This is a genomic window from Enterobacter cloacae complex sp. OE43NF (assembly GCF_023544405.1).
In the GTDB taxonomy this organism is placed as follows: domain Bacteria; phylum Pseudomonadota; class Gammaproteobacteria; order Enterobacterales; family Enterobacteriaceae; genus Enterobacter; species Enterobacter cloacae.
In genome coordinates this window covers 29,801-42,755 of the sequence record NZ_JAMJFW010000011.1, presented here as the reverse complement: position 1 = coordinate 42,755, position 12,955 = coordinate 29,801, and the positions used below count along the sequence as shown (strand labels likewise).

The following is a 12,955-nucleotide window of genomic DNA, read 5'->3' as shown; positions in this document are numbered from 1 at the left end:
CTTAAATGATCTAACGAAGATCCAGGACGATCCTTGCGCTTTGTTGATGAGACCGTATAATCCTCGACCCGGCGCGTGATGCTCTTCTTCCTGCGTCGTCCGTTGCTCATTTTCCACGCGAAATCGTGCGGAAATACGCGGGAAATAAGGAAAGAGAATTGACTCCGGAGTGTACAATTATTACAATCCGGCCTCTTTAATCACCCACGCTGAGGCGTTAGTCGTTCGAATCTCGTTCGGGTATACGCAAAAGTCAGTGAATTTATTCAAGTTTAGGTAGAAATCGCCATGAAACGCACTTTTCAACCGTCTGTACTGAAGCGCAACCGTTCTCACGGCTTCCGTGCTCGTATGGCTACTAAAAATGGTCGTCAGGTTCTGGCACGTCGTCGTGCTAAAGGCCGCGCTCGTCTGACCGTTTCCAAGTAATAAAGCTAACCCCTGAGTGGTTAAGCTAGCATTTCCCAGGGAGTTACGTTTGTTAACTCCCGCTCATTTCACTTTCGTCTTCCAGCAGCCACTACGGGCTGGCACGCCGCAAATCACCATCCTCGGCCGCCAAAATTCGCTGGGGCATCCCCGCATCGGTCTTACTGTCGCCAAGAAAAACGTTAAGCGTGCGCATGAACGCAACCGGATTAAACGTCTGACGCGTGAAAGCTTCCGTTTACGTCAGCACGAACTGCCTTCTATGGATTTCGTGGTGGTGGCGAAAAAAGGGGTTGCCGACCTCGATAACCGTGCTCTCTCGGAAGCGTTGGAAAAATTATGGCGCCGCCACTGTCGCCTGGCTCGCGGGTCCTGATAGCCCTCATTCGGGTCTATCAACGCCTGATTAGTCCGCTACTCGGGCCACACTGCCGTTTCACGCCAACATGCTCAAGCTACGGAATTGAGGCATTGCGCAGGTTTGGAGTGATAAAAGGCAGTTGGTTGACGGTGAAACGCGTATTAAAATGCCACCCTTTACACCCAGGTGGAGACGACCCCGTCCCCCCAGGACCCTTTGATACCAGAGAACACTAACGATGGATTCGCAACGCAATCTTCTTATCATCGCTTTGTTGTTCGTGTCTTTCATGATCTGGCAGGCATGGGAGCAGGATAAAAATCCTCAACCCCAGCAGCAGACCACGCAGACAACGAGCAGCCAGGGGAGTGCCGCCGACCAGGGCGTACCGGCCAGTGGCCAGGGGAAACAGATTACGGTTAAGACCGATGTGCTTGAGCTGACTATCAACACCCGTGGTGGTGATGTTGAGCAGGCGCTGCTGTTGACCTACCCGAAAGAGCTGAAGTCTACCGAGCCGTTCCAGTTACTGGAAACCACGCCAGAGTTTATCTACCAGGCGCAGAGCGGCCTGACCGGTCGTGATGGCCCGGATAACCCGGCTAACGGTGCGCGTCCACTGTACAACGTCGAAAACGACACCTTTGTACTGGCTGATGGCCAGAACGAACTCGTTATTCCGATGACCTACACCGACGCGGCAGGCAACACCTTCACTAAAACCTTCACCCTGAAACGCGGTGAATATGCAGTGAACGTGGGCTACAGCGTACAGAACGCCGGTGCGAAACCGCTTGAAGTATCGACCTTTGGTCAGCTGAAGCAGTCCATCAATCTGCCGTCTCACCGTGACACCGGAAGCAGCAACTTTGCGCTGCATACCTTCCGTGGCGCGGCATACTCCACGCCTGACGCGAAGTATGAGAAATACAAATTCGACACCATTGCCGATAACGAAAACCTGAACGTCAGCTCCAAAGGCGGTTGGGTGGCAATGTTGCAGCAGTATTTCGCAACGGCATGGATCCCAAATAACGACGGTACCAATAACTTCTACACCGCGAATCTGGGCAACGGTATTGCGGCTATCGGCTACAAATCTCAGCCGGTTCTGGTTCAGCCGGGTCAAACCGGTAAGCTGGCAAGCACCCTGTGGGTCGGCCCGGAAATCCAGGACAAAATGGCTGCTGTTGCACCGCACCTGGATCTGACCGTTGACTACGGCTGGTTGTGGTTCATCTCTCAGCCGCTGTTCAAGCTGCTGAAGTTCATCCACAGCTTCCTGGGTAACTGGGGCTTCTCCATCATCGTTATCACCTTCATCGTACGTGGCATCATGTACCCGCTGACCAAAGCGCAGTACACCTCCATGGCGAAGATGCGTATGCTGCAGCCGAAGATTCAGGCAATGCGCGAGCGTCTGGGCGATGACAAACAGCGTCAGAGCCAGGAGATGATGGCCCTGTATAAAGCAGAGAAAGTGAACCCGCTGGGTGGCTGCTTCCCGCTGCTGATTCAGATGCCAATCTTCCTTGCGCTGTACTACATGCTGATGGGTTCCGTTGAGCTGCGCCATGCGCCGTTCGCGCTGTGGATCCATGACCTGTCCGCACAGGACCCGTACTACATCCTGCCGATCCTGATGGGCGTGACGATGTTCTTCATCCAGAAGATGTCTCCGACCACCGTGACCGACCCGATGCAGCAGAAGATCATGACCTTTATGCCGGTCATCTTCACCGTGTTCTTCCTGTGGTTCCCGTCAGGTCTGGTGCTGTACTATATCGTCAGCAACCTGGTGACCATCATCCAGCAGCAGCTGATTTACCGTGGTCTGGAAAAACGTGGCCTGCATAGCCGCGAAAAGAAAAAGTCCTGATTCGGTAAGTTAACGCTAAAATAAGGGCGGTCGATTGACCGCCTTTTTTATTTGTATTGAACGAGAGCAACCATGAGCCATAACGACACTATCGTCGCCCAGGCAACCCCACCGGGACGCGGTGGTGTAGGCATTTTGCGTATCTCCGGCCTGAAGGCGCGCGAGGTCGCTGAAGCGGTACTGGGTAAACTGCCAAAGCCGCGCTACGCTGATTATCTGCCGTTTAAAGACAGCGACGGTACCCCACTGGACCAGGGCATTGCGCTGTGGTTCCCCGGCCCGAACTCCTTTACCGGTGAAGACGTGCTGGAGCTGCAGGGTCACGGTGGCCCGGTCATCCTCGACCTGCTGTTAAAACGTATTCTGACTCTGCCGGGCCTGCGTATTGCGAAGCCTGGCGAGTTCTCCGAGCGTGCTTTCCTCAACGACAAGCTCGACCTGGCGCAGGCCGAGGCGATTGCAGACCTGATCGACGCCAGCTCTGAACAGGCGGCTCGCTCTGCTCTGAACTCGTTGCAGGGCGCTTTTTCCGCACGCGTAAATCACCTTGTGGAAGCACTTACTCACCTCAGGATCTACGTCGAAGCAGCGATTGACTTCCCGGATGAAGAAATTGACTTTCTCTCTGACGGTAAAATTGAAGCCCAGCTCAATGATGTGATGGCCGATCTCGATGCCGTTCGCGCCGAAGCGCGCCAGGGGAGTCTGCTGCGTGAAGGGATGAAGGTGGTCATCGCGGGTCGTCCAAACGCCGGTAAATCGAGCCTGCTGAACGCCCTCGCGGGCCGTGAGGCGGCGATCGTGACCGACATCGCCGGGACCACCCGCGACGTGCTGCGCGAGCATATTCACATCGATGGCATGCCGTTGCATATCATCGACACTGCGGGTCTGCGTGATGCCAGCGACGAAGTGGAGCGTATTGGTATCGAGCGCGCCTGGCAGGAGATTGAGCAGGCCGACCGTGTGCTGTTTATGGTAGATGGCACCACGACCGACGCCGTAGACCCGGCGGAGATCTGGCCGGACTTTATCGCCCGTCTGCCAGCTAAACTGCCGATCACCGTAGTGCGTAACAAAGCAGACGTCACCGGCGAAACGCTGGGCATCAGCGATGTGAATGGTCACTCACTTATCCGTCTGTCGGCCCGCACCGGCGAGGGCGTTGACGACCTGCGTAACCATCTCAAGCAGAGCATGGGCTTTGACACCAGCATGGAAGGCGGCTTCCTGGCGCGGCGTCGCCACCTGCAGGCGCTGGAAGAGGCGGCACGTCACCTTGAGCAGGGCAAAGCCCAGCTGATTGGCGCATGGGCGGGGGAATTGCTGGCGGAAGAGTTGCGCCTGGCGCAGCAGAATCTGAGTGAGATCACCGGGGAGTTTACGTCGGACGATCTGCTTGGGAGGATCTTCTCGAGCTTCTGTATTGGTAAGTGACCCCCGTTACTGAAGGGTGATTTCCCCCAGGAAATCACCCTTGTCCAGTCGATTGCCGTACTCAAAGAGAGCCATCCGGCCGAAAGCTACTGAACCGTTTTTTATTAGCCGATTATTGATCACCACTCTGAGCGTGACGGCGATCCTCACCTATGTAACCGTTTCCCTGGTGCTGCTGATGGAAACCATGGGTTTTAATCGCGAGCAGTATTCCACGATGGTCAGTATGGCGGTCTCGTTCTTGACGCCGTTTGCGCGCAATATGCTGATCGGGATTATGATTGGCTGTAGCATGCTCTGCATCCTTTTACTTATGGTCCTCCAGCCCTTCACGCAGATCTGGCATAAACGGAACAGCCATAATCCGAAAATCCTCTGGCTACGCGAGACCATCAAGGCGTTATAGGGTGTCAGCGATCCAATTTTCGCCTAAGAAAATGTAAAGTTCGGTCCTCAGCCTTTTCTTACTATCATTTACTGATTAAAACAGGAGTTGAGTTAAGCGATAATGATGTAACCGTTTAACCGACTACGACCATTATCAAGGAGCGAAAAATGGCTACGCACTTTGCAAGAGGGATACTGACAGAAGGTCGTCTCGTATCGGCCAGAATTTCTTCAGCGTGTCACAGTGAAGCGCTCAAACTTCCTGAGCACCGTCGGTCGCGTTTTTTGGCGTCCCGGGCGCTTCTTGCTGAACTGCTGTTTATGCTGTACGGCACCAGTGAGCTGCCGGACATTATCATCCAACCTGAAGGTCGTCCGGTCTTTGCCGACCCGGAGCTGCCGCGTTTCTCCATTGCCTATACGGGCAATATTATTGGCGTAGCACTCACCACCGAAGGCGATTGCGGGCTGGATATGGAGCTTCAGCGCGCGACACGCGGTTTTCACGGCGCCAGCCCGCATGATGATTACCCGCTCTCCAGCAATGAACAGCTGTGGGTGCGCAACCAGAACGATCCCACTGAAGCCCGGGCTCAGCTTATCACCTTGCGTCAGAGCATTCGTAAGCTCTGTGGCTGCGCGTCAGACGATGCCAGTCAGCTACAACTCCTGCCGGGCTCCGGACGCCTGCGCTCCACGCAAGCCGCGCTGGTAGAAGCGCTCAGCGATGTTGAAGACGTACTGATCTGGTCTGTAGCAGTGACACCTGCCATTGAACGGCTGAAAATCTGGGAATTTGACAGTAAACAGGGATGGAGTAGCCTTCCGGATGTGCCCGAACGTGCCAACGAGCCCGCTGCGCGCCTGATGAGATTAACCAGTTTACCGGCAGAAAAAGCATATACCCTTAGCTGATCCGCTCAGGGTCATCATGATGAAACAGGAGTAATCATGTCTGAAACGTTGAAAGTCGTTACATTACTGGGAAGCCTGCGCAAAGGTTCATTTAACGGAATGGTTGCCCGTACGCTGCCACAGTTGGCTCCGGCGGGTATGGAGATTAGCGCCCTGCCGTCCATTGGTGACATTCCCCTTTACGATGCGGACGAGCAACAGGAAGAAGGCTTTCCGCAGAGCGTCGAAGCGCTGGCCGAGCAGATTCGCCAGGCTGACGGGGTGGTGATTGTGACCCCAGAGTATAACTACTCGGTTCCGGGTGGCCTGAAAAACGCAATTGACTGGCTATCCCGCCTGCCGGAGCAGCCGCTTTCCGGTAAGCCGGTGCTGATTCAGACCAGTTCAATGGGTGCCATTGGCGGTGCGCGCTGCCAGTATCACCTGCGCCAGATCCTGGTATTCCTGGATGCAATGGTCATGAACAAGCCGGAATTTATGGGTGGAGTGATTCAGAATAAGGTCGACCCGCAGACGGGTGAAGTGGTGGATCAGAGCACGCGTGACCATCTCTCTGGCCAGCTGACGGCGTTTGGGGATTATATCAAGAGGGTGAAGGCTTAAGTGAGGTGCGGGCTGATGCCCTCACCCCAGCCCTCTCCCACGGGAGAGGGTGCAAACATGTTTATTTGGCGTCGATAAACACAATCTTCAGCACAAACAGCAGCGCCACAATGATGACACACGGGCTGAGGTCGCGGAAACGACCAGTGCCAATCTTCATCACGCAGTAAGAGATAAAGCCCAGGGCGATACCTTCAGTAATAGAGAAGCTGAACGGCATCATTACCGCGGTAATAAACGCCGGTACCGCTTCGGTTAAATCATCCCACTTCACGCGCGACAGGCTGGAGGTCATCAGTACCCCCACGTAAATCAGCGCACCGGCAGCCGCATACGGTGGAACCATGCCAGCCAGTGGAGAAAGGAAGATCACCAGCAGGAACAGAATACCCACCACTACCGCGGTCAGACCGGTACGGCCCCCTACGGAGACACCGGAAGAGGACTCAATGTAAGCGGTAACAGAAGAGGTCCCGATAAAAGCACCGCTGACAGAGGAGATGCTGTCCACAAACAGCGCCTGCTTCATGCGCGGGAATTTACCTTTCTCATCCGCCAGGCCCGCTTTGTCGGTCACGCCGATCAGCGTGCCGGAGGAGTCAAACAGGTTCACCAGCATAAAGGAGAAAATCACCCCCGCCAGACCCAGATTCAGGGAACCCGCCAGATCAACATGGCCAATAACGGTAGAGACGCTCGGTGGTGCGGAGACAATGCCGTTATAGTGAACGTCACCCAGCATCCAGCCCAGCAGGGTGGTCACTACGATGGATACCAGCACCGCCGCATGAATATTGCGCGAAGCGAGGATCGCGATGATAAAGAAGCCCAGCACGCCCAGCAGCACGTTATGGGAGGTCAGGTGACCGATGCTGACCAACGTCTCCGGGTTAGCGACGATAACACCGGCATTTTTCAGCCCCATCATACCGATGAACAGACCGATACCGCTGGTGATACCCACGCGCAGGCTGACAGGAATGTTAGCAATCATCCAGTAACGCACGCGGAAAATAGTCAGCAGCAGCAGACCAACCGCGCCCCAGAAGATAGCGCCCATGCCGACTTGCCACGGCAGCCCCATCGCCTGAACCACCACGAACGCAAAGAATGCGTTAAGACCCATCGCCGGGGCCAGTGCGACCGGCAGGTTAGCAAACACGCCCATCAGAATGCTGCCAAGTGCAGCGATCAGGCAGGTAGTCACGAAGACGGCGCTGGTATCCATGCCAGCAACGCCCAGAATTTGTGGGTTAACAAAAACGATATAGACCATCGTCAGGAAGGTGGTAAAACCGGCGATCACTTCGGTGCGTGCCGTTGTGCCGTGCTCGCGCAGTTTAAACACGCGCTCAAGCAGACCCTGACCCGATGTCTGGGTTGTGTGTTGTTGACTCATCATCAATTTCCGAACAAGGAGGGAAAATTCGTCGCTATCCTATACCAAAATGCGACAATAGTGGCGGTTACGAGATACTTTTTTCATTGATTTTGCTTATACGGCAACGATTGCGTCTCGTTGAACTGCAGTACGTAAACGTTAAACTTGTAAAAAGGGAAAGGCATGTCCGGAATTGAAGCGGTATTTTTCGACTGCGACGGTACGCTGGTCGACAGTGAGGTCATTTGTTCCCGCGCGTATGTCGCCATGTTCCAGGAATTTGGTATTACGCTCGCTCTCGACGAGGTGTTCAAACGCTTTAAGGGCGTGAAACTGTACGAGATCATCGACATCATTAACGCCGAACACGGTGTGGATCTGGCGAAAACGGATCTGGAACCGGTGTACCGCGCCGAGGTCGCACGCCTGTTCGATTCTGAGCTGGAGGTCATTGCTGGCGCAAACGCGCTGCTGGATGCCATGACGGTACCGATCTGCGTGGTGTCTAACGGACCGGTCAGCAAAATGCAGCACTCGCTGGGTAAGCTTGAGATGCTGCACCACTTCCCGGAAAAATTGTTCAGCGGCTACGATATTCAACGCTGGAAGCCAGATCCTGCGCTGATGTTCCATGCGGCAAACGCAATGAACGTCAACGTAGAGAACTGTATTCTGGTGGATGACTCGTCCGCGGGCGCGCAGTCGGGCATTGATGCAGGAATGGAAGTGTTTTATTTCTGTGCCGACCCGCACAACAAGCCGATCGATCATCCAAAAGTGACGACCTTTACCGATCTGGCGCAGTTGCCGGAATTGTGGAAGGCGCGCGGGTGGAATATTACACGATAGGTTTTTGTAGGCCCGGTAAGCGCAGCGCCACCGGGCATTTTAACCACTGATTACTCTTTCGGATCTTTACCCGCCAGCAGCTTGTCCAGCTCGTCGCCGCCCACGTGACGGAAGTCCTGACCTTTCACAAAGTAGAAAATGTATTCGCAAATGTTCTGGCAGCGGTCGCCGATACGCTCGATAGAGCGCGCGCAGAACAGGGCGGTCAGTACGCTTGGGATCGTACGTGAATCTTCCATCATGTAGGTCATCAGCTGGCGCACGATGCCTTCATACTCCTGGTCGACTTTCTTGTCTTCACGGTAGATACGTACCGCTTCATCCAGATCCATACGCGCAAAGGCATCCAGCACGTCGTGCAGCATCTGCACCGTGTGGCGGCCCAGCGACTCCAGGCTCACCAGCAGCGGCTGATGCTGCTGAGAGAATTTCTCCAGCGCGGTGCGGCAGATTTTATCCGCAACGTCACCGATACGTTCCAGCTCGGCGATGGTTTTGATGATGGCCATCACCAGACGCAGGTCGCTCGCCGTCGGCTGACGCTTGGCGATTATGCGCACACACGCTTCGTCAATCGCCACTTCCATCATGTTGACGTTTTTATCGCCTTCGATAACGCGCTTCGCCAGTTCGCTGTCCTGGTTATGCATCGCCGTGATCGCATCAGAAAGCTGTTGCTCGACCATGCCACCCATGGTCATGACCTGAGTGCGAATACTTTCCAGCTCTGCGTTGAACTGGCCGGAAATGTGTTTATTAAGATTGAGATTGTCCATAGCGCGCTCCTGAATCAACCGTAACGACCGGTGATATAGTCTTCTGTTTGCTTTTTAGCGGGCTTGGTGAACAGATCGTCCGTGTTACTGAACTCAATCAACTCGCCCAGGTACATAAATGCCGTGTGGTCGGAGCAACGCGCAGCCTGCTGCATGTTGTGGGTCACGATAACCACGGTGTAATCCTGCTTCAGCTCGGTGATCAGCTCTTCGATACGACCGGTTGAGATCGGGTCCAGCGCTGAACATGGCTCATCCAGCAGCAACACTTCCGGGCGGATCGCGATTCCACGCGCAATGCACAGACGCTGCTGCTGCCCGCCGGAGAGAGAGTAACCGCTCTGGTGCAACTTATCTTTGGTTTCGTTCCATAATGCGGCCTTGGTCAAGGCCCACTGCACGCGCTCGTCCATATCGGCACGGGAGAGCTTTTCAAAAAGGCGTACACCAAACGCGATGTTGTCGTATATCGACATCGGGAACGGCGTCGGTTTCTGGAAAACCATGCCCACTTTCGCGCGCAGCAGGGCGATATCCTGAGCCTGGGTCAGAATGTTTTCACCGTCCAGGATGATTTCGCCTTCGGCACGCTGCTCTGGATAGAGCGAGTACATTTTGTTAAAGGTGCGCAGCAGCGTGGATTTACCACAGCCGGACGGACCGATGAATGCCGTTACCTGGTTCTTCGCGATATCCAGGTTGATATTCTTCAGGGCATGGAATTTGCCGTAGTAGAAGTTCAAATCACGAACCTGAATCTTACCCGGGGCAGTATCAACCATACTCATTGACTCATTTCCTCATTCGGCGCCGCGAGCTGCCGCGCCGTAAAAATTTAACCGTGTTTCTTCTTCGCGAAAATGACGCGCGCCAGAATGTTCAGCAACAATACGCAAAGGGTGATGATCAGCACCCCGGCCCAGGCCAGCTGCTGCCATTCCGCGAATGGGCTCATCGCAAATTTAAAGATCGTCACCGGCAGGTTGGCGATCGGCTGCATCATGTCCGTGCTCCAGAACTGGTTGGAGAGGGCGGTAAACAGCAGCGGTGCCGTTTCACCCGCGATACGGGCAATGGCCAGCAGAATACCGGTCATGATCCCGGAGACAGAGGCTTTAAGCGTAATCGCGGAGATCATTTTCCACTTTGGTGTACCCAGCGCATACGCCGCTTCACGCAGACTGTCCGGCACCAGTTTGAGCATGTTCTCGGTGGTACGAATGACGATAGGCACCTGCAGCAGCGCCAGCGCAATCACACCCGCCCAGCCGGAGAAGTGTTCCATTTGTGCCACAACAATGGTGTAAACAAACAGACCCACCACAATAGACGGCGCAGAGAGTAGAATGTCGTTAATGAAACGAATCACTTCTGCGAGCCAGGATTTACGGCCATATTCCGCCAGATAGATACCCGCCATGATGCCAAGCGGCGTACCGAATACCGTCGCCCACAGGATCAGCAATCCGCTGCCTGCCAGGGCGTTCGCCAGTCCACCACCCGCCGTGTTCGGCGGCGGCGTCATTTCGGTGAACAGCGCCAGAGACATGCCGTCGATACCGCGAACCACGGTAGAGAACAGGATCCAGATCAGCCAGAACAGACCGAATGCCATCGTCGCCATCGAGAGCGTCAGCGCGATACGGTTTTTGAAACGACGCTTCGCCTGCATTTTGCGGCGGGATTCCGCAAGCTGAGCAGGGCTTTGCATTTCGAGAGTTGCCATTAGCGTGCCCCCTCATTTTTCGCGAGACGCAGGATCATCAGCTTGGAGATCGCCAGTACGATGAAGGTAATCACGAACAGGATCAGACCCAGCTCCATCAGCGCCGCCACGTGCAGCCCGGATTCCGCTTCGGCGAATTCGTTCGCCAGTGCGGAGGTAATACTGTTACCCGGCATATAGAGCGAAGCACTGTCGAGCTGGTAGGTGTTACCGATGATAAAGGTCACCGCCATGGTCTCACCCAACGCACGCCCTAAGCCCAGCATCACGCCCCCGATCACCCCATTTTTGGTGAACGGAAGAACGATACGCCAGATCACTTCCCAGGTGGTGCAGCCAATGCCGTAAGCCGACTCTTTCATCATCACCGGGGTTTGTTCGAACACATCGCGCATAACTGCCGCAATGTACGGAATAATCATGATGGCGAGGATCACACCAGCCGCCAGAATACCGATACCGAATGCCGGGCCGGAGAACAGCGCCCCCACAAACGGAATAGCGGAAAGAACATTACCCACCGGCTCCTGGAAATACGTGGCAAACAGTGGCGCAAAGATAAACAGACCCCACATGCCGTACACGATACTTGGAATGGCCGCCAGCAGTTCAATGGCGATACCCAGCGGGCGTCGCAGCCAGCCCGGTGCCAGTTCCGTCAGGAACAGGGCGATACCAAAGCTTACCGGAACTGCAATCAGCAGGGCGATGAACGAGGTGACCAGCGTGCCGTAAATCGGCACCAGCGCACCGTAGATATCATTCGGCGCGTCCCACTCTTTGGTCCACAGGAAGGAGAAACCGAATTTCTGAATGCTCGGCCAGGAGGAGAAAATCAGAGACACGATAATGCCGCCCAGCAGCAATAGCACAATCAGCGCAGCCAGTTTTACCAGCGCGCTGAAAATCATGTCACCTTTTTTACCCGGAGGGTTAAATGCAGGCTTGGTTGCAGCCATAAATTACTCTTCTGTTTGAGACGTTTTACGAATATGCCCGGTGGTGCTGACGCTTACCGGGCCTACAGCGTTAACCGTAGGGCGGGTAAGCGTAGCGCCACCCGCCATCTTCGTTAAATATATCCTGTTAGTACAGCGCTTTACCGCTGCTGTCTTTCACGTTGGTTTTCCATGCAGCACGAATCTGCTCAACCACGCTGTCTGGCAGGCTGGCATAATCCAGGTCATTAGCCTGTTTGCCGCCGTTTTTATATGCCCAGTCGAAGAACTTCAGCACTTCTGCGCCCTGCTCAGGTTTCTTCTGCTCTTTGTGAACCAGAATGAAGGTGGTAGAGGTGATTGGCCACGCGTCTTCACCTTTCTGGTTAGTCAGGTCCTGAGCGAAGGATTTGCTCCAGTCAGCGCCTTTTGCAGCGTTGGCAAAATTCTCTTCAGTCGGGCTGACAGGTTTGCCATCAGCAGAAACCAGTTTGGTGTAGGACAGGTTGTTCTGCTTGGCGTACGCATATTCTACGTAACCGATAGAACCCGGCAGACGCTGTACGAACGCGGCGATACCGTCGTTCCCTTTACCGCCCAGACCGGTTGGCCAGTTAACGGTAGAGCCGGAACCGACTTTAGATTTCCACTCTTCGTTCACCTTCGCCAGGTAGCTGGTGAAGACGAAAGAGGTACCAGAACCATCCGCGCGGCGAACCACGGCGATGTTCTGAGAAGGCAGCTTCAGGCCAGGGTTGAGCTTAGCGATGGCTTCGTCATCCCATTTTTTGATTTTGCCCAGGTAGATATCACCCAGGGTTTTGCCGTCCAGCACCAGCTCACCCGACTTCACGCCCGGCAGGTTGATCGCCAGAACCACGCCACCGATTACGGTCGGGAACTGGAACAGGCCTTCCTGAGCCAGTTTGTCATCAGACAGCGGAGCGTCGGATGCGCCGAAATCAACGGTGTTTGCGGTAATTTGTTTCACGCCACCGGAGGAGCCGATACCCTGATAGTTAACCTTGTTACCGGTTTCTTTCTGGTAGGTATCCGCCCATTTGGCATACACCGGCGCAGGGAAGGTTGCACCAGCGCCAGTCAGGCTTGCTTCTGCGAATACAGAGAAAGCGCTCAGAGATAAGGTCGCGGCGACAACAGTTGCGACAGTGGTACGCATAACTTTCATAATGTCTCCTGCAAGGATTTCGTAAATCATTGTTTAAGTGGCTACGATGAGCAAAATAGGACAAACAGGTGACAGATAAATGTAC

The 12,955-nt window shown here is 54.7% G+C and carries 14 protein-coding genes and 1 pseudogene; 9 read left to right on the top strand and 6 right to left on the bottom strand.

Annotated features, from left to right (window positions below):
* The first annotated feature begins 288 nt into the window (after window positions 1–288).
* From rpmH to M8370_RS07345, 8 genes and pseudogenes are all read left to right on the top strand, one after another.
* Window positions 289–429, top strand: coding sequence for a 50S ribosomal protein L34 (rpmH, locus tag M8370_RS07380; RefSeq protein WP_000831330.1), 141 nt, complete (start codon window positions 289–291; stop codon window positions 427–429).
* 16 nt (window positions 430–445) lie between these two features.
* Window positions 446–805, top strand: coding sequence for a ribonuclease P protein component (rnpA, locus tag M8370_RS07375; RefSeq protein ID WP_028028049.1), 360 nt, complete (start codon window positions 446–448; stop codon window positions 803–805).
* Window positions 769–1,026 (top strand): membrane protein insertion efficiency factor YidD, encoded by a 258-nt coding sequence (gene yidD, locus M8370_RS07370; protein WP_001307474.1) that lies wholly within the window; start codon window positions 769–771, stop codon window positions 1,024–1,026. Before rnpA ends, yidD begins: the two co-directional genes overlap by 37 nt.
* A gap of 2 nt (window positions 1,027–1,028) precedes the next feature.
* Window positions 1,029–2,669 (top strand): membrane protein insertase YidC, encoded by a 1,641-nt coding sequence (yidC, locus tag M8370_RS07365; protein ID WP_020685445.1) that lies wholly within the window; start codon window positions 1,029–1,031, stop codon window positions 2,667–2,669.
* Between the two features lie 72 nt (window positions 2,670–2,741).
* Complete coding sequence (gene mnmE, locus M8370_RS07360; protein ID WP_020685446.1) at window positions 2,742–4,106, top strand: tRNA uridine-5-carboxymethylaminomethyl(34) synthesis GTPase MnmE; 1,365 nt, start codon at window positions 2,742–2,744, stop codon at window positions 4,104–4,106.
* Window positions 4,107–4,203: 97 nt separating this feature from the next.
* Window positions 4,204–4,512: pseudogene (locus M8370_RS07355) on the top strand (hypothetical protein); the annotation flags it as partial.
* Window positions 4,513–4,661: 149 nt separating this feature from the next.
* Window positions 4,662–5,408 (top strand): 4'-phosphopantetheinyl transferase family protein, encoded by a 747-nt coding sequence (locus M8370_RS07350; protein ID WP_013099416.1) that lies wholly within the window; start codon window positions 4,662–4,664, stop codon window positions 5,406–5,408.
* A 36-nt stretch (window positions 5,409–5,444) separates the two neighbouring features.
* Window positions 5,445–6,011, top strand: a complete 567-nt coding sequence (locus M8370_RS07345; protein ID WP_250020709.1) for an NADPH-dependent FMN reductase — start codon at window positions 5,445–5,447, stop codon at window positions 6,009–6,011.
* A 61-nt stretch (window positions 6,012–6,072) separates the two neighbouring features.
* On the opposite strand, the gene adeP is transcribed toward M8370_RS07345, so the two are convergent.
* Complete coding sequence (gene adeP, locus M8370_RS07340) at window positions 6,073–7,410, bottom strand: adenine permease AdeP (RefSeq protein WP_023621401.1); 1,338 nt, start codon at window positions 7,408–7,410, stop codon at window positions 6,073–6,075.
* Between the two features lie 165 nt (window positions 7,411–7,575).
* Here adeP and yieH point away from each other — a divergent pair, with 165 nt between their 5' ends.
* Window positions 7,576–8,241, top strand: coding sequence for a 6-phosphogluconate phosphatase (yieH, locus tag M8370_RS07335; protein ID WP_250020708.1), 666 nt, complete (start codon window positions 7,576–7,578; stop codon window positions 8,239–8,241).
* A gap of 50 nt (window positions 8,242–8,291) precedes the next feature.
* Here yieH and phoU read toward each other — a convergent pair whose 3' ends face one another.
* From phoU to pstS, 5 genes are all read right to left on the bottom strand, one after another.
* A complete protein-coding gene (gene phoU, locus M8370_RS07330; RefSeq protein ID WP_008500182.1) occupies window positions 8,292–9,017 on the bottom strand; it encodes a phosphate signaling complex protein PhoU in 726 nt (241 codons plus the stop codon).
* Between the two features lie 14 nt (window positions 9,018–9,031).
* Window positions 9,032–9,805 carry a phosphate ABC transporter ATP-binding protein PstB gene (gene pstB / locus M8370_RS07325; RefSeq protein WP_008500183.1) on the bottom strand — a complete coding sequence of 258 codons (774 nt, stop codon included), beginning with the start codon at window positions 9,803–9,805 and terminating at the stop codon, window positions 9,032–9,034.
* A 47-nt stretch (window positions 9,806–9,852) separates the two neighbouring features.
* The gene (pstA, locus tag M8370_RS07320; RefSeq protein WP_013099412.1) at window positions 9,853–10,743 is read right to left on the bottom strand and encodes a phosphate ABC transporter permease PstA; all 891 of its coding nucleotides are present in this window, start codon (window positions 10,741–10,743) and stop codon (window positions 9,853–9,855) included.
* Window positions 10,743–11,702: a phosphate ABC transporter permease PstC gene (gene pstC, locus M8370_RS07315; protein WP_013099411.1), complete on the bottom strand. Its 960-nt coding sequence runs from the start codon at window positions 11,700–11,702 to the stop codon at window positions 10,743–10,745. Before pstC ends, pstA begins: the two co-directional genes overlap by 1 nt.
* A 127-nt stretch (window positions 11,703–11,829) precedes the next feature.
* The gene (gene pstS / locus M8370_RS07310) at window positions 11,830–12,870 is read right to left on the bottom strand and encodes a phosphate ABC transporter substrate-binding protein PstS (RefSeq protein ID WP_013099410.1); all 1,041 of its coding nucleotides are present in this window, start codon (window positions 12,868–12,870) and stop codon (window positions 11,830–11,832) included.
* Window positions 12,871–12,955: the final 85 nt, after the last annotated feature.